Genomic DNA, 20,126 nt, shown 5'->3' on the forward strand with positions numbered 1-20,126 from the left:
GGCGGTGGGTCTCGATGGTCTTGATGCTAAGAAACAATCTCTCCGCGATGGCGTGACTGCTGTATCCAGTGGCAATCAGGGTCAGGATCTGGCGCTCGCGTTCGGTCAGCGCCGGCAGGGTCGCACCGCTTTCGTCGGTCAGCCCGAGTTCGCTTGCGAGCGTGGGGCTATAGAAACTTCCCCCCCGGTGCACCGCGCGCACCGCGTAAACCAGGTCTTCGAACGCGTCCTGCTTGAGCACGTAACCGTCAACGTGCGCCTCTTTCCGCGCGCGCTCGATGAAATGCCATTCCCGGTACATCGTGACCAGCACGATCGCGGCTCGCACGCCGTGCTCACGCATGAGCTTCGCGGCCGCGATGCCATCCGTGCCTTTCATCATAATGTCCATTACGATCACGTCGGGCGCCAGCCGCTCTGCCAGCGTGACGGCCTCCGCGCCTGAACCGGCTTGGCCGACCACATCAATATCCTCCATCTGCGCGAACAGATGGATGATGCCTTGCCGGAACAAGGTGTGATCATCGACCACCAGCACCTTAATCATTGAGCGGCGCCTCTACACGCACCGTCGTCCCCGCGCCCGGCGGGCTCTCGACTGCGAGCCTCGCTCCGAGCAGATGCGCGCGCTCGCGCATGGTCAGCATGCCCAGCCCGTCACTTTGCACAGATTTCGGATCGAAGCCTGTGCCGTCGTCGACTATCCGCAACTCGACTTGATCTCTGGTTTGCGAGAGGCTTACGGTAACATGGCGCGCATGAGCGTGCTTTATGCAGTTATTGAGCGCCTCCTGAAATATCCTGAACAGGTTTTCCTTGAGATCCTCCGACATGGGACGTGCGCAGCGCGCGTGGACATCGATCTTGATTTCGGCGGCCTCCTGTATGCGCCTGCACTGCCGCTCGATCACCGCGCACAAGTCGGCGTGCTTCAGTTCGGTTGGTCTCAGGCCCTGCAAGGTGTCGTCCAGGCGCCTGATCGACGCGGAGACCTCGGCCAGCATGTTTGTTAGCAGCGGGTGTTTGACCTGTTCGCCGGCCAGTTTGAGATTGAGTTGAAACGACACGAGGGTTTGCCCCAAGCTGTCGTGCAGTTCGCGCGAGAGACGCTCACGTTCCATCGCCTGCACGTTGGTCAGATGCCGGGTCAATCCTTGCAGCCGTTGCGTCAAATCGAAAAATCGGCCGGCCACCGCGAACAGGAACAGCAGAATCATCAGCACGATACCGATCAGAATCGGGTCGACGCCGCCCGCCAGCAGCCGGGAATATTGACTCAACAGACCGCCGAGCAGCGGCAGAGACGCGGCGATCGCGATGGTCAGTCCACCCTTGAAGCCGCGCAAGGCGCTCAGCAAGCCGCGGGCGGCGATCATCACGCCGATTGCGAGTGTGCCCCACGCGTTCGCCCGGACGAGGTCAACCTGTTCCAATGCCAACGGGCGCGTCAGAAGTTCGAAGCGTATCGGAGAGATTAGCGAGAGGCAGGCGAGTAACGCCGTGATCAGCATGCCGGCTTTTTCCGAGGTCGTCACTCTGCCGCCGATCACGGTCGCGACGAACAGCAGCAGCACGATGGGCGCCGCGCACTGCAACGCGTACACCATGCGTTGCACCAGGGCGGTCTTGAGGCCGAGGTCGTACAGATAGAGTGAATCCAGGAACGTGGCCGCCGTGATGACGATCAGGAACAGGCCGAAATAGACGTTGGTCTTGTCGCGCAGGCCGTTGAGATACAGGAATATCGAGAACAGTATAAGCACCAGAAACAGGCCGATAATCATGCCCTGGAACACCTTGACGCTGGAATCGATGCCGTCGGCCTCCATGCTGAGCATGCTGTAACTGCCCAAGCCGATCGGGCCGCTCACGATCCCGGCGGCGGGGTGGATATTCTTGACGCGCACCGCCAGGACGTTGCCATCGCCCGCACGTATCGCCTCGGGCGGGATTAGATACGTGCGGGTCTTGTCCTGGGCCGCGATCATCTGTGCGCCGATCTTGCCTTCCGAGCCGATCGGCACACCATTGAAGAAGGCCTGATCGGCATCGAAAATGCGCCCCAACGAAACGCCAAGGTCGCCGCCGTAATCCTGTCCGTCGAGGTTTACGTGAGCGCGGTACCAGCCCAAGCCAGAAGCGCTGCCGAGCCCCTGCGCCTGCCAATTGCCCGGCACTTCGATGGGATGCCACCCAGTTTCATCGATCCCGGGCTTACGCCACTGCGGATTATCGCCTGCATGAAACAGCCAGGACGTGAATACGATTTCTTGCGCATCATGCGGCGCCGCCGCGCCGCCGGCGATTTGCGCAATCAAGCCGAAGACGATCAGCGCAATGAATGCGAGCCTTGAAGGGATAGAGCGGGCCCGCCTGATCATGCCGCTGGAGGCGGGAGTGTGGGCTGGGTTTTCAGCAGGACGCATCGTCTTGAGCTTAGCCTGATTTTTCAAACCTGCCGTTTGCGCCGGATGCTTATAGAAGCCGGGCATGTCCAGCAGTTTCGTGATCGCCGTGGTCAACAGCAGCAACGCGAACAGCCCGCGCGGGATGTTCACCGCCGGATTCATTGCCGCGCCACGGTCCAGTCGTACGGGATGAAAGCGAGCGTGTAGTCTTCGGGCACGGGCTGCCGCGCGTAACGATTGATGTAGGTGATCAGGCTCGGCGCGTGGTTCAGAAAATCTTCGCTGAACCAGTCGAGGATCTGGGAGGCGTAAACCGTGCGTCTCTCATGGTCGATGCGCAGGTTTCGATCTTCCGCGAAGAACCGCCGCGTCTCGCGGGCGAGTTGCGCATCCAGATGCGCGGCACGGAACGGCTCGCGCGGCAGACGCGGGCAGCCCAGAGTCATGCAGTTCAGTGCGAAATGGATGCGCGGTTCATTGAGCGGGCGTATCACCTCGTTCTCGTATTTGTACAGCGACATTCGTTCCCCACCGACCTCGATCCGATCCCGCCAGAAAAACGAGAAGCGGCCGAAGCCGCCAAGCCGATCGGGGATGCCGGCCTGCAGGATGTTCCACATCGCCAACGCGTTGTAGGCGTTGATGTGATAGGCGAGTTGGTCTTCGCGCGCGGGGAACAAGCTGGGCCGATTGTTGGGCCCGACCGCGTAGATCCACGCGACGTAACGATCGAGGTCGGTTCGGTCGTGCTTGAGCCGCTCGAAATCCACCCGGCCGCGCGCATCCACGAAGCGACCCAGCACGCGCGCCCATGTGTCGATCGGTTGCGTGTCCGGCGGTTCTACGTCGGGCGCGGGGCGCACGGTAGCACAGCCCGCAAGCAGCGTGAGCAACACCAGCGCGCCAACGCGCCTCATTTGCGTGCTCGCGCCTCCAGTCCTTCGCGCGCACGGCCGCGCGCATTTTTGCGCGTCAGCGAAACGGTGATCCGCTCCGGTTTTTCGTCCTCGAGCTTGCCGGTCGCCGGATTGAAGAACCTGACCTTGTGCGCCGTCTTCACCTCGGCCGGCACCAGCAGGTAATCGTCGCGCTTGGCGTTGTGCACGCACATGGACATGGGGCCTTGCGGGGTCATGACCATGAACGAACAGGCCTCGGCGCGCTCGCGGTCGAGGTGGCAGGCGTCCATGAAATTGTGCACAAAGAACGACAGCTTGCCGACCTTGCCGCGCGCCTTGAAGAGATCGCGCCGGCCCCGCCACGCCGTCTTCGCCGCGCGCGATGCGAAGCCCGCCAGCAGTCTCGGGTTGCGGAGCAGAAAATCGCTCATCGCTTCGATGGCGCGGCGCTTGTCGGCGCGGTCGAATTGCAGGTGCGCCGTGGCCGCCAGCATTTCGTGCACGAAGGCGGGATCGTTAAAAAAGTCGTACACGCGGCCATTACACACCAAACCGTATGCGTAACGGTTACACGCCGAGTGGCCGGCGCTGGCGGCGCCGAAATTCAGCTTTGCCTCACAGCCTTGGCTAATGGCATCAATGACCGTTTCCGAATTCACGGTCACGCGCGCGCGCTCGGTGCCGCGTCCCGTGTCCGCGCCGATCTGGAACGAACAAAGCCGCACGACATCGCAATTATCGATAAAGAAACGCACCACGGCCGGCATCTCGTGGATATTGCCGGGGTAAGCGGTGGTGTTGAAGAACACGGAAAGCGGCAGCCCGCGCGCGCGTTCGATATAGGCCTGCCGCACGGCGTTGAGCTCGGCTTCGGTCCGGTAGCCTTTGCGCTCCTGCGTGAGATCCACGTGAAAGGCGATGTCTTCGAGACCCGCCTCACACAGATCTTCCAGCAGCCCGCGCGTGGCCTTGATGCCGTTGGTGAACAGGCTGGCGCGCATGCCTTTGGATTTTATATAGCGCACGATCGCCAGCAATTCGTCGCGCTTGCGCAAGGTCGGGTCGCCGCCTGTGACCTGGATGTCGGTGCCCGCGCCGTAATGAGCGAAGATCATGTCCACGCGCCGGAACACCTCTTCGATGGGAATGTCTCTGAGCGCTTCCGAGGATTCGGAGAGATAGCAATACGTGCAGTCGAGATTGCAGCGCTGCGAAACCTCCAAGGCCACGCAGCCGATCGCCATACGTCTGCCCACGGCCTGCCACGGGGCCCATTGTCCGGACATCTCCATGCGGCGCCGCGCGCGTTCCAGTGGCGTGAGTCCGTCGGCCAACAGCCGGTCTGGCCGCCAGTCCTTGATTTCCTCTGCGGTAAGATTAGCCGTCTTGCGCGTCAACATAGGTTATTCTAGTTCCGCGCCTTGGCGCTTGAAATCGGTATTTTCCCTGAAAGTGTACGACTCCGCCGGTAACACACGGAGATATGAGCCGACACCGATACCGCGCTGGTCGCCGCGCACGGCGACGTGGATGACGGTTGCGCTGCGGCCATCGCGCGGGCGGTTCGGCGCGACCGGGATCGCTGGAGGCTCGCTGGTGTCTCCGCGGTGGCCGGCAACGCGGACGTCGAAACAGCGTGCTGCGTGTTTGACGGGACTATCTGGCGAGATTCGACCCGCGCGCGGCATCCGATGAGTTCGTCGCGCTGATAGCGGATCAGCCAGTTTCGGCTTGGGGTTGTCGGCGGACGTCCGCAACTGGACAATCACGATTCGTTATCCGTTACAAACGTTTCGCCGGCGTCCCCTGGCTTTGTTCACCGACAACTTACGGGCAGCACGCATGGCCGCAATCGACAAACGCTTATCTGTCATTCTGATACCCGGCCTGCTCAACACCGAGGATTTGTGGCGCGATCAGGTGAAAGCGCTGACTGGGCTCGGCGATATCTCGGCTACCAGCGAACACCGTAAGTTCGACAACATGAACGCGATCGCCGGCGTGATCCTAAAGCAGGCGCCGGCGCGGTTCGCCTTGGCGGGTCTTTCCATGGGCGGTTACGTGGCGTTCGAGATGTTGCGCCAGGCACCGGAACGCGTTACAAAGCTGGCGCTGCTGGACACTTCACCGCGCCCGGATACGCCCGAGAAAGCGGCGCAACGCCGCGAGACCATCCGCTTCGCGGGTGAGTACGGCCTCAAGCGCGTGCTGGAAACCATGCGGCCGAATCTGCTGCATCCGAAGCATGCGAACGATCCCGCAATCGTGACGCGGCTGGCGCGCATGGCGGCGAGAGTGGGCGTTGATGGTTTCGCGCGCCAGCAGACCGCCATCATGAACCGAGCGGACAGCCGGCCATTGCTGCCAGAGATTCGCTGTTCCACCCTGGTGTTGTGCGGCCGCGAAGACGCGCTGACGCCGCCCGAAGTCGCCGGGGAAATGGTGGACAAGATTCCAAACAGCCGGCTGGTGATCATCGAGGAATGCGGGCATTTATCCGCCATCGAACAGCCGGAACAAGTCACCGCCGCAATGCGGGCATGGCTGAAGGGCGGCTAACAGGCTTGCCGCTCTTCCCGCCACTGCTCGCGAGCACGCGACCCGCGGCGCTCGAAACCTGCGTGAATTAAGACCGCGTCGTCACGCGCCAGAGTTAGTACCGGCACCGCGTTGTCGCGCGTGCTGAAGTCAAGCGCCTTCAAAAACCACGTTCGATTAAGCGCCCGGCCGGCGGCCGGCGTTTTTTACCGTCACTGCCGCGAATAGGAATTGCCAGAGGCATTGCTGGCGGGAATAGGCGGCATCTTCAATTTGAATTGGATAAATCCCGCAACCGCGACTTTAATTAATGTACGGCTGATATCGTGCAGACCGCGCCGTTTGCGGCAACGGAGGAACCAGCGCCAGTGCACGTACGTGTGGGAGATCGGCTTGGACCGCGTGGATACCGCAGTAGAGCCGCCAACTGGAGAAGCAGCTAATGCGTAAATCAATTATAGCGGCGCAGGGGCTTGCATTATTCTTCGGCATCGCCAGTTGCGAGCAGGAAGGCGGGCCCGAGCGCGCAGGCGGGCAAAGCAATCAGGCGGTCGAGCAGGCCGAAGGCCCGTATCAGGAGGTGGAGTTCACCAATGGCGGCGCCATTAAAGGGAAGGTGACGTACCAAGGGATCGTACCGACGCGCACGATAATTCCTACCAAGAACCAAGATATCTGTGGCGGCATCCGCGAAGACCCCGAGATCCTGGTGGGCGCGGGCGGCGGCGTACAGGATGCCGTCGTGTACTTGGAGGAGATCTATCAAGGCAAGGCGTGGAAAAAGCAGACCGGGATTCCCCAAATCGATAACAAGAACTGCCGGTTCAAGCCGTACATCCAGGTCATTCAGCCGGGGGATTTCAACATCCACAACTCCGATCCGATCCTGCACAACACCCACGGCTTCTACGACCGGCGTACCGCCTTCAACCTGGCGCTGCCAAAAAAAGGCCAGACCATCACCGAGCAGCTCGAGCGGCCCGGGCAGGTGAGAGTCGAGTGCGACGCCCATGGCTGGATGCTGGGATGGGTGTACGTGGCGGAAAGTCCCTATTATGAGCTTACCAGCGACGACGGTTCCTTCACCATCGACGATGTTCCGCCGGGCGAATACACCCTGGTCGCCACGCAAAGCCTCCTCGGCGATCTCAATGAGAAGGTGACGGTGAAGGATGGCGCGACGGCGACCGTCAATATCGAGATGAAGGAATAGTCTAGCGCATTTGCACATTCGCCAATTCTGGAGGAGGGCTGCAAAAATGAACGAAGACGACAAGAAGATACGGCGCGAGATTGCGAACTCCCTGCGCAAACCTGGCGACAGACCCGACCCGTCGGTCAACATCACTCGGCGCATCTTTCTGCACCGATCGCTGCTAACCGGCGCCGCGGTCGGCGCCGCGACCTATGGTTGGTTTCCGCTGATCAACACGGTGGGCATGGCCTTCGCCGCCACTGATAAGGCGGGGGCAGGTGAAAGGATAAGCTTTGCCTGGATTTCCGATACCCACCTATACCCCAAAGACGTCAACACCCGTTTCGTCAAAAAGACCCAACGCGCGGTGAACGAGGTCAAGGGCATGGATCCGCCCGCGGATTTCCTGATCTTCGGCGGCGATCTGGCGCAGCTGGGCGATCCGGTGGAACTAGCACTGGGCGCCCAGATTCTGAAGGAACTCGACATCAAGAAGGTGTTCATCCCCGGCGAGCACGACTGGTATCTGGACCTGGGCGCCCTGTGGGAGAAGACCTTCGGCACGAGCCCGTGGACGTTCGATCTCAAGGGTGTGCGTTTTATCGGCCTCAATACCATCGGGCAGGTACAGGATTACTGGAGCGCCACCAAGATGACGGCCAAAGAGCGCATGGGCCATATGGCGACACTGGACGGCACCGTGGCGGGCGCTTGGGCCGGCCTCGGCGATGAGCAGCTCAAATGGTTGCAGGACACCCTGGCCGATTGGCCCAAGGACCAGTCGGTAGTCATCTTCAGCCACAACCCGCTGTACGAGTACTACCCGCCGTGGAACTTCTGGGTGCGCGACTGGCGACAGGTGCACGAGATCGTGGCGCCCTACAGCAAATTCACCAACCTGCACGGCCATACGCATCAGGTGCTGTACAACGAGATCGGCAAGATGCGCTCGATCGGCATGCTGGCGACCGCGTGGCCGTGGCCTTATGCGCCGGAAGGCGTGCCCGAGTTGACCAAGCCCATGATCCGCGCGGACATCGGCGATCACTTCGATGGTCTGGGTTGGGACAAGACGGTCATGGTCGCGGGCGCCGAGGCGGAGCACGAGTACATGATGTGGAACGAACGCGGTGGCGTGGTGTTTGCCGAGAACGACTACGACTCGGGGACCGGCGATAACTCCACGCAGTACACGCACAGCCGCATCGCCGACAGGATGTGGCCGTACTAGCGGGATGGGCGGCATCCAGAAAATGGGCGCGGCGCCTGTGGATCAAGCACGGGCGGAACCGCACCCTCACGGTGAGGAGGAATAGCGATGTACCTAAAGATGATATACAAGCCGTTGCTCGCGCTGGGCGCTGCCCTGCTGCTAGTGACGGTAACTACTACCCAATGGTGGGCCCAGGCGCACAAGAAACCGCACGATCAGGTGACGCTGCAGGCGTTCGAGGACGTATTTATGGAGCAGGTCCGCATCGGTGACCTGCTGTTCCACGGTGACCCGATCACCGAGGACGAATTAGGCGTCACCCTCTCGCGTACCGGCATGGCCTGCGCCATGTGTCACCCCGACGCGACCGACACGCATCCGCACGAATTCCCGAAGTACCAGGAACAGATGGCCGAGTTTGCCACCCTGCGGGACATGATCAACTGGTGTATCGAGAAGCCGAACCAGGGCGAGAAGATTGACTCGGATTCGGATGCGATGAAGGCCCTCGAGACCTACATCTACTACTCCAACCGGAACTCGCCGCTTAGCCCTGGCGTGCATTGAGCGCGCGGGGCCGCGACCACAGTTAGCACGGCGCGGCGGGAAGGGCTCTAGCTAGCTGTTGAGAAACAGCGTGTCAGCAGTCGCACGAAAGCGCTAACTAGAGCACGCAAGACCACCGCGCCCGCCACCGGAGCTAGTAAGGGGGTAACCAATGGCCGATGCGATCGCAAGACCCGCGCAAGACGCCTTTCCGGACCTCGATGAACTGATAGACAGGCCGCTGATCCGGAAATGGTTGTTGTGCGGACTGTTCTGGCTCATGTTCACGCCCTCGATCGGGGTCACCATATCCAGCCTGTTCAACTACCCCGATTATCTGGGCACGTCGCTCAATCTGACGTTTGGCAGACTGCGGCCTATGCACGTCAACGGTGTCATCTTCGGCGCTTTTTCTACGCTATTCATAGGGCTTTGCTATTACCTGGTACCGCGCCTTTGCGGCGTACGCGTACACTACGAATGGCTGGGGCACTACCTCGTCTGGGTATGGAACTTGGGCATCGCGTTGGGAATGGTGCTGCTATCTTTGGGCTACGCCCAGGCCCTGGAAGCGGGCGAGTTCCCATTGCCCGTCGATATCATTATTTTCGCCGTGATCTCGATTGTGACCTGGCAGTTCTTGGCTACGATCGGCAACCGCTTGGAGCCGCAGCTCTACGTCGTGCTGTGGTACCTGATCGGAGCATTTATCTGGACGGTACTGAACCTGATCCTGGGGAGCTTTATTCTTCCCTACAGCATCGCGGGCATCAACAGCGCGGCCTATCATGGCTTGTTCATCCATTACATCGTCGGGCTATGGATCACCCCCGCCGGCTATGTCTTGATCTATTACTTCCTGCCGGCCAGCGCCAGAAACCCGATTTACAGTCATAAGCTGTCGCTGGTCGGCTTCTGGTCGCTCGCGCTGTTTTATCCGTTCGTGGGGATTCACCATTATCTCTACAGCCCGATCGCCGACTGGGCCGAGACGCTCGCGATAATCACCTCCATGCTGCTGATCATTCCGGTGTGGACGGTACTGGTCAATTTTTTCGGCACAATGCAGGGGCGCTGGCAGACCTTCGGGCAGAACCTGACCGCCAAGTTCCTGATCATGGGCTCGCTCATGTATCTGGTCGGTTGTTTTCAGGGATCCACCGAGGCGCTGCGCTCGATCCAGCAACCCACCCACTTCACCGACTTCGTGATCTCGCACTCGCATCTGACAGTGTTTGGCACCTTCGTGGTCTGGGCCATGGCCGGCACAATCTACACCCTGCCGAGAGTCGTGGGCAGGCCGCTTTGGTCGTTCACGATGGGTAACTGGTCGTTCTGGTTGATCACCTTCGGCATCTCGCTCATGGGTCTGAGCTTGTCGGCCGGGGGCATGCAACAAGGCTTCGAATGGATGAGCGGCGCGGAATGGCTGGATTCGCTGATTCACGTCAAGCCCTACTGGCTGGTGCGTACCCTGGCGGGGATCTCCATGGACATCGGCATGTCGCTATTGGTCGCAAATCTGATGATGACGGCGCTCGCGAAGGCGTCGGTGCGTGAAGCCGTCGCGCACCCCGCGGACGGTACTGCGGTCGAGGGCGTGGCGTCATGAGAATGACCGCGCGCAACGTCGCCCTGATCGCCGGTGTCGGGTTCTTTTTCTTGGCCGTGTTCACGCAAGGGCTGCTGCCGTTCCTGGAGCCGCAGTCCCGCACCGCCAAAGTCACTCGGGTGGTACGCACCGATCTGGGCGAACTCAAATGGATGGAGGCAGAGGCGACCGACTATACCGAGCTCGAGGCGCTGGGCCGTAAGGTCTACATCGCCAACGGGTGCTGGTATTGTCATTCGCAATTCGTGCGGCCGGTAACCGGAGAGACCCGCCGCTGGGGTCCGGTCAGTCAGGCTGGCGAGTACGCCTTCGATCAGCCCCACCTGTTCTCCACCCGGCGTATCGGGCCGGATCTGACGCGCGTGGGACTCAGGTACGGCGACGAATGGCACCGCGCCCATTTCTGGGATCCGCGCATGCTGTCGCCCGATTCGACCATGCCGCGTTTTGCCGCGTTGTTCGAAGGCCCTTATGGGCCGGTAAAAATCGTCAACGACAATTCCGGCAACAGGACAGTGCAACAGACCGCGGACACTAAGAAGTTGTTCGACTTCTCAAGCAAGAAGAAAGTCCTGCTGACGCCAAATCAGGAAGGTCTGAGCTTCGTTCCCGAGCGCGGCAAGTATCCCGTCATCTTCACGCCCAACAAGGAATACACCGGCGGCACGGTGACGCTGGTGGCTGACACGAGGGAGCTTAAGGGCCTCATCGCCTACGTACAGAAACTCGGCACCAATCGCGGCAAGTGGCTGGACCTGTTCGAACCGCAGCGTATGCAGGCCGGAGTGTTGTCCATGGACCGTTCGGAGACGTATATCGCGCACGGCCAGGAGGTCTATGAACGCCACTGCGAGGGCTGCCATGGTAAAAAAGGCGCGGGCAATGGACCCGCTGCGACGTTTTTGACCGAGTTTCGCCCACGCGACTTCACCTTCGGCGTGTTCAAGTTCAGGCGCGCGCCGTCGGGCTCCTTGCCGACCGACGGCGATTTGTACCAGACGATCACGCGCGGAGTCCGGGGTACGGCAATGCCGATGTGGCACAGCTTGAGCGAGAAGGATCGCTTAAGCGTTATCCAATACATCAAGTACGAGTTGGCGGTGGATCGGGTCACCGATCCGGACTACCCGTACCCCTATTTCGTGGAGGAGACGGTCGAAGCGCCGATCTATGCGGGTGAACCGCCCGAGCCGTCCGAGGAGATCGTCGCCCTGGGTGCGCGGGCATGGAAACAGGCGAAGTGCTGGGAATGCCATGGCGACGATGGCAAGGGCGACGGTGAGAAAGCGGCCGGTCTGGATACCGACTGTGGTTTCCCCATCAGGCCCGCGGACCTGACCACTGGCCAGTTCAAGTCCGGGCCCTCGGTCGAGGATATCTTCAGGACCATGACCACCGGTCTTTCCGGCACGCCGATGCCGTCCTATGAGCAGACCCTCTCGGAAGAAGATCGCTGGGCGCTGTCCTACTACGTGTTGTCGCTGTCGGCGTATACCGACCCGCTCACCGGCGAACCGCTGGATATCGCGCCCGCGGACCGCCAGGCTCTCAACGACCCCGCGATCAAGGCCACCGAGTCACACTATGCTTACAAACCGGCGGATGCAGACGCTGCGCCGCGGGCCTATTACGCTGGTGAGGCCTGGGCCGAAAAGCACGGTATCGAAGTGCCCGGGCCAGCAGCGGCGCTCAAACCGGGCCTAACACCTGACTAACTACTAGAGGATTCTCTATAGAGATGGTCGAACTCACCTTCGTACAGTTCCTGGTGGCTTTGAGCATGAGCCTGGGCGCGGTGTGTCTGTTTATCTGGGCCGTGCTGTCGGGCATGTTCAACGATGTCGAAGACATCGCATATCGTACTTACAGGCGTGAGGTGCAAAACGATGAATCCAACGACTGAATCGAACAAGCCTGAAAATACAGCCGCGCAGCAACACTCACCCGCCGGCAACAGTGAACACGTGCCTCACCACAAACAGACGGAGGACTACGCTGGCGGTCATATCAAGGCCTACCACGGACGCATCCACCTGTGGTTGGGTGTGGTCTATGCGGTGTTGTTCGTGTGGGCGCTGTATTACGGCTACACGTACTGGGGCGGTTTGGGGCCGGGACTGGATTACTGACAAGACGAGGCACATCATGTTCGCGGAAAAACTGTTGCTGGCGCTCGCGTGTTTGAATCTGCTGTTCCTGTTGAGCGAACTGTCGCTTAACATTTTCGGTGTGATGCTGCCGGCGATACACTTCTAGGGGGTGTGGACATGAGCCTGGCCGAAGGGATCGGTTTTACGATATTCGTCGTTATGACGGTCGCATTCGCCGTCTGGACATTGTACTTGGGGCTCAAGAAGTAAAGCCCCGACGCGATGTAATCAATGGGCGGTTCCGGTCGGCGTCGGTATGACACCCTACCTGCTCATCTTTCTCGCCGGGCTTGCCGGCAGCCTGCACTGCATCGGCATGTGCGGCGGGTTTGCCTGCGGCATCGGCCCGGATGCGCGCGGGCGTACCGCCACCGCGGTGCGCCATCTGGTCTACAACACTGGACGGGTGACGACGTATTGTTTCCTCGGCGGCTTGGCGGGTTACCTCGGCGCGCACTTTATTCACTTATGGGAAGGTTCCGCGCTAGGTATCGCCCAGCGCCTGCTGGCGGGCATATCCGGCGCGCTGATGATGCTGATCGGTCTGCAATTCTTCGGCTTTTTTCAGAGCATTAACCGCCGGCTCATAGGATTCGGCGGCCAGCTTCTTACCCAGGCGCTGCGTGAGCTGCTCAAAGATCCTCACCCCGCCGCGCCGCTGGCCTTCGGGGTGCTCAATGGCTTTCTGCCCTGCCCGCTGGTCTATGCTTTTGGCGCCCAGGCGGCCGCCAGCGGCGGCCCGCTCTCCGGCGTACTGGTGATGGCCGCGTTCGGCCTCGGCACCTTTCCCGCAATGCTGATGATGGGAGGTGTCGGAGCGCTGTTTCGCTCACAGCCACAAGCGGACGGCGCGCAGACGTATCCAGTTGCGCTTCTCAAAGGCAGCCGCGCCGGTGTGTGGCTGCGCTCCGACTGGCGCGTGCAAGGCGTGCGGTTTGCCGGCGCATTCATCGTGTTGCTCGGTCTGATCACCGTCGCGCGCGGTGTCTTGCCATGGGCCGCGCACGGGCACCATCTGTGAGCCCATCATCAATTACAAGCAATGTCGCCTGCAGCCATTGCCTGCTGCCGGTGGGACGCCTGGGCCAGCGGCGCGAAGTCCACGGTGAAATTCATCAGTTCTGCTGTTACGGCTGTTGTCTCGCGTTTCAGGTCAATCACGGTGAGCGCGACGAACCCGCGGCTGCGTGGTTGCTGATCCGTCTGGGGGTTGGTGGTTTTCTGGCGATGAATATCATGCTGTTCAGCCTGTTGCTTTACGCAGGGACGATCGGCCCTGAGGATGCCGGCCTGTTGCGGGCAGTGCACATTTTGCTTTGGGCGTTGGCGACACCCATGATCGTGATCCTGGGCGGGCCTTTTGTACGCGGCGCCTGGCAGGAGGCGCGTCACGGCCGCATCACCACCGACATGCTGGTCAGCATCGGTATCCTCGCGGCGTATGGTTATTCCACCCTGCAGGTGATGACTGGCGGAAGCCACGTCTATTTCGATACCGCCACCATGGTGCTGATGCTGTTCACCCTCGGCCGCTACCTGGAGGCAATTGGTCGCGTGCGCACCGCCCGCAGTCTCGCTCCCGTGCTGGCCGCGGAACGCGCCACGGCCACGGTGGTCGTGGAGGATCACGATATCGAACAATCGGTGCGCGCCATCATGCCGTGGACCGTGGTACGCGTGCGGCCCGGCGAGCGGGTGGCGGTAGACGGTGTGGTGATCGAAGGCCGTTCCGCGTGCGATGAAGCGGTGCTCACCGGCCAGCCCGAGCCCAAGGTCAAACAACCTGGCTCGGCGGTCTTTGCGGGCAGCGTCAACGGCGCCGGACAGTTGTTGGTCCGCGCTACCACCGCCGGCGCCGATACCTATTGGGTGCGGATGAGCCGGCTGGTGCATGACGCCCTGGATCGCACGAGCCCGCTGGGAGAAATCATGGACTGGGCGGCCGCACTGTTTGTGCCGGCCGTGCTGCTGCTGGCGATCGTTACGGTGTGGTACTGGAGCAGCCATGGTCCCTTCGGGCAGGCGTTGATGACGGGACTGGCGGTGCTGGTGGTGGCCTGTCCCTGCTCGCTGGGATTGGCAGCGCCGCTCGCGACCGCTTTGGGCCTGGGTCAGGCCGCGCAACGTGGCATCGTCGTTCGCGGCGGCGGCGTGCTGGAGCGTCTGGCGGGGATCAGAGCTGTTGCGTTCGACAAAACCGGCACGCTCACCACTGGCGTACCGCATCTCGTGGACGTGATGACCGACGGCGTACCGCAAACGGAATTGTTGCGTCGGGCGGCCGCCCTGGCGCAGGGTTCGGAACACCCCATCGCGCGCGCTATTGCGGCTGCCGCGCGCGAGCGAGGGCTGAAATGGCCGCCATGCAGTGGTGTGCGGGCCCATCCCGGCGAAGGCGTGACCGGCGATACGACCGGGACGGACGGCGGCGGGATTGCCATGGGTTCAGCCGCTTTCATGACGAAGCGTGGCTGGCCTGTTCCCGCATCGCTTTTGGAGCGCCCGAACATCCACGGGTACTCGCTGGTGTATGTCGGTTGGGGTGGCCAGGTGGGCGGGTTGCTGCGCCTGACCGATACGCCCCTGGCCGAAGCCCGCGCGGTGATTACGATGCTGACGGCCGATGGGCTGGCCACCTGTCTGTTGAGCGGCGATACGCCGGCCGCGGCGAAGCGCGCAGCGGACATGGTCGGCATTAACAATACGCAGGCCGGGCTGTTGCCAGCCGACAAAGTCGCTGCCTTACGCGCGTGGGCACGGCGATATGGCGCCGTCGCGATGGTGGGCGACGGCATGAATGACGCGCCCGTACTGGCGGCGGCCACGGTCGGCATCGCGGTTGGCGGAGCCACCGATCTGGCGCGCGAGAGCGCGGACATCACCCTTCCGGCGGGGTCGCTGGCAAGCCTGCCGTGGCTGATCGGGTTGGCCCGGCGGGTGCGCAAAACGATATTGACGAACATCGCCTGGGCGCTGGGGTATAACCTGGCGGCATTGTCGCTGGCGGTGGCGGGCTTGTTGCAGCCCGCCGTCGCGGCCGGTCTGATGGCGGGCTCCAGCCTGGTGGTGGTGACCCGTTCCTTGCGCGCGGGCCATGCACCTGCACAGCATGCCGCAGACACAATGACGGCTCCTGCAGGGAAGGAGGTAATGTCAAGTCTCTAGCAGCATGTTGAAAGAGGGCGGGTCCGGCATGTCCGGACCCCTCCACGCAATCAAGTACGTGCGAGTTTGATTCGCGAGCATCCCGCACTAGCAGGCGGTTTTCAACAGCCTGCCAGTGTAACGCCTATACTTGTATGAAGTGTTAAGCACGCTTTGCCTCGATCTATAGGGCGCACCATGACCCTGCAAGAATTGCGTTACATCGTCGCCTTGGCGGACGAAGGACACTTCTCGCATGCCGCTGAAGTCTGTCACGTTGGGCAACCCACGCTTAGCACTCAGATCAAAAAACTGGAAGATCTCCTGGGGGTGATATTGTTCGACCGCAGCCAGCGCCGGGTTGCGCCTACCGCCATAGGCGAACAGATTGTCAGTCGGGCGCGGGTCGCGCTGCAGGAAATCGACAAGATACGCGAACTGGTGATTAACGGGCGGGACTTGATGAGCGGTGTTTTGCGTCTGGGTGTGATCCCCCACTGTCGGGCCTTATTTGCTCCCGTTACTGCTCGCGGCCATCCACACCAGCTATCCGCAGTTGCGCCTGTTACTGCGCGAGGATTTGACGGCGCATCTGCTCGAACAATTGCGTATCGGAAGGGTCGACGCGGCGCTGATGGCGATGCCGGTACACAGCGAAGGTCTCGAGGCACAGGCATTGTTTACCGAACCCTTCGTGCTCGCGTTGCCCGCCGGGCATCCGCTGACCGAGAAAAAAGAGGTGCGGGAAGAGGACTTGTGCGGCCACTGCATATTACTGCTGGAGGAAGGTCATTGCCTGCGAGATCAGGCGTTGACGATCTGTGGTTCGATGCGCTGCGTAGAATCCGATGAGGTCACGGCAACCAGCCTTGAAAACCTGCGCCAGATGGTGGCGGTAGGCGTGGGTTGTACACTGTTGCCGGCGCTGGCCGCCGCGCCGAGCGTCGGATCGATACAAGAAGGGCTGATCGAAATTCGACCGTTCGCGGATCCCGCGCCGAGTCGCACCATCGCGCTGCTGTGGCGGCACCGGTATCCGCGCGAGGATGCCCTTATCCTGCTGGCGAAACTGATTCGCCGCAATCTGCCTCCCGCGGTAACCGTGATCGACGTGAACGCTGCCTAAGCCATCGTCCGCGCCATTGTCTAGAGCGATCACCCCAGCTTCACTTATCGGCCATTGCCCATGCTTTTGATCGCGCGGTACCGCGCTATCAAGGGCACGCCCCGTGCTGTGGATGCTCACGCCGAGAAGCCAGGGCCGACGCTGCTCAGGCGTTTCGCCATGCCCGACGAGGTCGCCAATATGATCTGCTACGTCTGCTCACCGGCATCGTCTGCCACCAACGGCGCGGCGCTGAGAGTGGGCGGTGGCGCGGTGCGCAATATCGTATAGGCACGGCCCCAGACGGCGCACGCGATCGAAACGAAAAATAAATTGCGGAGTTGTGATGGCCTGGATTTATCTTGGCATCGCCGGGTTGCTGGAAGTGGGCTGGGCGATCGGGCTCAAGTATACCGACGGCTTTACGCGGCTGTGGCCCAGCGTGTTTACCGTCGCGGCCATGATTATCAGTCTCTTTTTCCTGGCGCAGGCGCTGAAGAGCATTCCGGTCGGCACGGGTTACGCCGTATGGACCGGCATCGGCGCGGTCGGCACCGCGGCGCTGGGTGGATCATACTCTTCTCGGAATCGACGAACGCGGGCCGCCTGTTTCCCATCGCGCTCATTGTAGCCAGCATCGTGGGCCTCAAGCTGACCTCGGGTGGCGATACGAATGCCTGACTCGCGTGCTGCGTCGCGCCATGACTGCCCTTGGAACCTCTGCTATAAAAAATCATGTAGTTCCTGGTGGAATTACCGGGAATTCATAAAACAGAATTACAACGGCGTTACAGGAGGTTGGTAAAATGAAACCACAACACAAAATTCCCTGGCTGACACTCATAGCTGCGACGTGTCAGGCTTCGGTGGTGTCGCAGCGATAGGCCCCGCGCATGCACAATCAGATATGTTTCTCTGTATCGACGGCGTACAGGGAGGCTCGACCGACGCTCAGTTCGCGGGCTGCAGCAACCTTGTCGGGTACAGTCAGACGGTCGAGAATTCGACTGACCCGAATGCTGGAGGGGGCGGCGCAGGCGGGAGGCCCATTGGTTGCGGGGAGGCGGTTGTCGTAAAGCAGATCGATAATGCGAGCCCGATTCTGTTCACAAGGGTTCTGACAGGCGTCCATGCTCCGAGCGCCATCGTTCACTTCAGGACGCAGGGCGAAAACCCGGTGGAATTTCTCACTATCAGTTGCAAGACGTGCTGATCACAGGAACAGAGAACAGTGAGTTCCGATGGAGGCGGCACATCACGACTGCCAATCAGTATGGAAACGGTAAAGCTGAGCGCCCGTCAGGTCTTCGTCAGCTTCGCGCGACAGCTCGCGGACGGATCGCTCGGGTTGCCGATTGAATCAGGCTTCGATTGTGGGACGAATCAGCGTCTGTAGGGTAACGAGCGACCCGCTAACTGACCTCAGTCGGTTCGACTGGGATGTTGAAAATGCCCGAGCCGGGCAAAGCCGGCAAAGGGTGCGACCATCGTTTATCGACAATAGGCTTTGCCGCGTTCTTCACGCGTTAGACGCTTGAATGGCGGTGAGGGCACATCTACTGCGGCCGTCCAAGGGCTGCACTGCGACCCTGTTGGCAAACGCCGAATGCGACTCACGCCACCCACTCCAGCTCGGCGGCGCGACGCCGCGCCTGCGCCGGCACATCTTCGGCCACGAAGCGGCGGTGCAGAATCTGTACGCCCAGCAGATGATTGATGACGGCGTCCAGTTGTACCCTGGTGGCCGCGTCCGTGCCCTTTTGCTCGTGCAGATCGAACAGGGTCTTGACGCCGGCCGCATTCAGCAGGCCCGCGTCCGCGATGGCCGTACCGGACAGATAATCCGCGGCGAGGGCTTCCACGGCAGCCCACTTCCTCGGATCGGTATGCGCGGGCGGCGCCATGAACGCGAACTTCTCGCGCTCGTACAAGACCTTTGGCAACAGCCCGCGCATGGCCTCGCGCAGCACGTATTTTTCCGTGTTGCCCTTGATGCGCAGGCGCGGCGGCACGGTGGCGGCGAATTCCGCCAGGTGATGATCCAGAAACGCGGGTCTGGCTTCCATCGAATTGGCCATGTCCACTCTGTCGCCGCCCCAGGTGAGTATCTGTCCCTCCAGCATGGTCTTGATCCAGACGTACTGCGCCTTGTCCAGCGGATGCCGGCCGTCGATCATGTCGGCGTCGAAGCTTTCCGCGATGGCGCGGCCGGGCTCGTAGCCTTTTACTTGCGCGCGCAACGCCGGGTTCATCAGCCCCGGCACGTGCTTTGCTGCGGCGAGCCACGGTTGTAAGCAGCTGGGCGTGAACCCCACGAGTTTATCCAGCGCCGGATCGTGCAGAACTTCGGCCGCCAGCATTGCGCCCGTGACCAGCGCGTTGCTGCTGGAAAGCATCTCGCCCCAGGCTTGGCGCTCGGCATCAAGCAGGCCGTCCAGTCCGTGCAGGAACATGTCGCGCCGGAAGGCGGGGTAGCCCGCAAACAGTTCGTCCGAGCCTTCGCCGGTGACCACCACTCGATAGCCCGCGCGGTTCACATGCCGGCTCATCAGCAGTTTGGCGACGCCCAAAGTGTTATAGATGGTGCGCTCGGTGTGCCACAGGGTCTCGACGAAGTTGTCGTAGAGATGGCCTGCGTTCAGCATCATAACGTCGTGGTCGGCCTCGACGGATTGCGCCATCTCGCGCGCAATCGCGGTCTCGTCGTAAGCCGCGTCGTCGAAGCCGATGGTGAACGCCTTGACCGGCGACTGCTGACAGGCGGCCGAAAGCCCCAGGATCGCGCAGGAGTCGATGCCGCCGGAGAGATAGCACGCGACCGGCACGTCCGCCTCCAGCCGATGCTGCACGGCGGCGACAAGCTGTTCGCGCACGCCCTCGATGTAGTGTTCCTCGGAACGGTCGTTGTCGTGCGCGTCGGCTTGCGGGAAATTCATGTCCCAGTAGCGATGATCGCTGATCTTAAAACGCCCGTCGCGGCGCTCCACAACCAGCACATGGCCGGGTTGCACCTGATGGATGTTGTCGAACGCCGTGGTGCCAGGCACGATGGTCTGCATGAGCTGGTGATAAAGTCCTTCGGCGCTGAAATGCCGCGGCACCTCGGGGTGCGCGAATAGTGCCGTCAGTTCGGAACCAAACGCCAGCATGCCATTCGCTTCGCACCAGTACAGTGGTTTGACGCCGAAGCGATCGCGCACCAGCATCAGCCGGTCGCGACCGCGATCGTACAGGCCAAACGCGAATTCGCCGCGCAGCCGGGCAAGCATGCCCTCCATTCCATAGGTGCGATAGAGGTGTAACGCGAGCTCAGAAT

Annotated in this window: 16 protein-coding genes and 3 pseudogenes; 14 read left to right on the plus strand and 5 right to left on the minus strand. The window is 61.5% G+C overall.

Annotated features, from left to right (window positions below; translation table 11 throughout):
* From H0V34_14195 to H0V34_14210, 4 genes are all read right to left on the minus strand, one after another.
* Positions 1 to 547 (minus strand): response regulator transcription factor (locus H0V34_14195; protein MBA2492782.1); only part of this gene is annotated, 547 nt, incomplete at its 3' end.
* A complete protein-coding gene (locus H0V34_14200) occupies positions 540 to 2,570 on the minus strand; it encodes an ATP-binding protein (protein ID MBA2492783.1) in 2,031 nt (676 codons plus the stop codon). The genes H0V34_14195 and H0V34_14200, both read right to left, overlap by 8 nt.
* Positions 2,567 to 3,325: a DUF547 domain-containing protein gene (locus tag H0V34_14205; GenBank protein ID MBA2492784.1), complete on the minus strand. Its 759-nt coding sequence runs from the start codon at positions 3,323 to 3,325 to the stop codon at positions 2,567 to 2,569. The genes H0V34_14200 and H0V34_14205 overlap by 4 nt, the downstream gene beginning before the upstream one ends.
* Positions 3,322 to 4,707 (minus strand): radical SAM protein, encoded by a 1,386-nt coding sequence (locus tag H0V34_14210; GenBank protein MBA2492785.1) that lies wholly within the window; start codon positions 4,705 to 4,707, stop codon positions 3,322 to 3,324. The genes H0V34_14205 and H0V34_14210 overlap by 4 nt, the downstream gene beginning before the upstream one ends.
* Positions 4,708 to 5,149: 442 nt before the next feature.
* On the opposite strand from H0V34_14210, the gene H0V34_14215 reads away from it, so the two are divergent.
* The 14 genes and pseudogenes from H0V34_14215 to H0V34_14280 all read left to right on the plus strand — a co-directional run bounded on the left by H0V34_14215 (position 5,150) and on the right by H0V34_14280 (position 18,023).
* The gene (locus H0V34_14215) at positions 5,150 to 5,866 is read left to right on the plus strand and encodes an alpha/beta fold hydrolase (protein MBA2492786.1); all 717 of its coding nucleotides are present in this window, start codon (positions 5,150 to 5,152) and stop codon (positions 5,864 to 5,866) included.
* Between the two features lie 421 nt (positions 5,867 to 6,287).
* Positions 6,288 to 7,058 (plus strand): hypothetical protein, encoded by a 771-nt coding sequence (locus H0V34_14220; protein MBA2492787.1) that lies wholly within the window; start codon positions 6,288 to 6,290, stop codon positions 7,056 to 7,058.
* A 46-nt stretch (positions 7,059 to 7,104) separates the two neighbouring features.
* Complete coding sequence (locus H0V34_14225; GenBank protein ID MBA2492788.1) at positions 7,105 to 8,271, plus strand: metallophosphoesterase; 1,167 nt, start codon at positions 7,105 to 7,107, stop codon at positions 8,269 to 8,271.
* A gap of 207 nt (positions 8,272 to 8,478) precedes the next feature.
* A pseudogene (locus H0V34_14230) lies at positions 8,479 to 8,820 on the plus strand (hypothetical protein).
* Positions 8,821 to 8,971: 151 nt separating this feature from the next.
* Positions 8,972 to 10,411: a cbb3-type cytochrome c oxidase subunit I gene (locus H0V34_14235; protein MBA2492789.1), complete on the plus strand. Its 1,440-nt coding sequence runs from the start codon at positions 8,972 to 8,974 to the stop codon at positions 10,409 to 10,411.
* 2 nt (positions 10,412 to 10,413) lie between these two features.
* Entirely contained in the window at positions 10,414 to 12,126 is a 1,713-nt protein-coding gene (locus H0V34_14240) for a cbb3-type cytochrome c oxidase subunit II (GenBank protein MBA2492790.1), read from the plus strand.
* 23 nt (positions 12,127 to 12,149) lie between these two features.
* On the plus strand, positions 12,150 to 12,314 hold the full coding sequence (locus H0V34_14245; GenBank protein ID MBA2492791.1) for a cbb3-type cytochrome oxidase assembly protein: 165 nt from the start codon (positions 12,150 to 12,152) through the stop codon (positions 12,312 to 12,314).
* Positions 12,298 to 12,540, plus strand: coding sequence for a hypothetical protein (locus H0V34_14250; protein ID MBA2492792.1), 243 nt, complete (start codon positions 12,298 to 12,300; stop codon positions 12,538 to 12,540). The genes H0V34_14245 and H0V34_14250 overlap by 17 nt, the downstream gene beginning before the upstream one ends.
* Positions 12,541 to 12,817: 277 nt before the next feature.
* Positions 12,818 to 13,582 carry a sulfite exporter TauE/SafE family protein gene (locus tag H0V34_14255; protein MBA2492793.1) on the plus strand — a complete coding sequence of 255 codons (765 nt, stop codon included), beginning with the start codon at positions 12,818 to 12,820 and terminating at the stop codon, positions 13,580 to 13,582.
* Complete coding sequence (locus tag H0V34_14260; protein MBA2492794.1) at positions 13,579 to 15,726, plus strand: heavy metal translocating P-type ATPase; 2,148 nt, start codon at positions 13,579 to 13,581, stop codon at positions 15,724 to 15,726. Before H0V34_14255 ends, H0V34_14260 begins: the two co-directional genes overlap by 4 nt.
* A 177-nt stretch (positions 15,727 to 15,903) precedes the next feature.
* Positions 15,904 to 16,831: pseudogene (locus H0V34_14265) on the plus strand (LysR family transcriptional regulator).
* Positions 16,832 to 16,891: 60 nt separating this feature from the next.
* A complete protein-coding gene (locus H0V34_14270; protein MBA2492795.1) occupies positions 16,892 to 17,101 on the plus strand; it encodes an SDR family oxidoreductase in 210 nt (69 codons plus the stop codon).
* Positions 17,102 to 17,156: 55 nt separating this feature from the next.
* Positions 17,157 to 17,491, plus strand: a pseudogene (gene sugE, locus H0V34_14275) (quaternary ammonium compound efflux SMR transporter SugE).
* Positions 17,492 to 17,717: 226 nt separating this feature from the next.
* Positions 17,718 to 18,023 carry a type VI secretion system tube protein Hcp gene (locus tag H0V34_14280; GenBank protein MBA2492796.1) on the plus strand — a complete coding sequence of 102 codons (306 nt, stop codon included), beginning with the start codon at positions 17,718 to 17,720 and terminating at the stop codon, positions 18,021 to 18,023.
* 400 nt (positions 18,024 to 18,423) lie between these two features.
* On the opposite strand, the gene asnB is transcribed toward H0V34_14280, so the two are convergent.
* Positions 18,424 to 20,126 (minus strand): asparagine synthase (glutamine-hydrolyzing) (gene asnB / locus H0V34_14285; GenBank protein MBA2492797.1); only part of this gene is annotated, 1,703 nt, incomplete at its 5' end.

It is taken from the genome of Gammaproteobacteria bacterium, from assembly GCA_013696315.1.
Classification (GTDB): domain Bacteria; phylum Pseudomonadota; class Gammaproteobacteria; order JACCYU01; family JACCYU01; genus JACCYU01.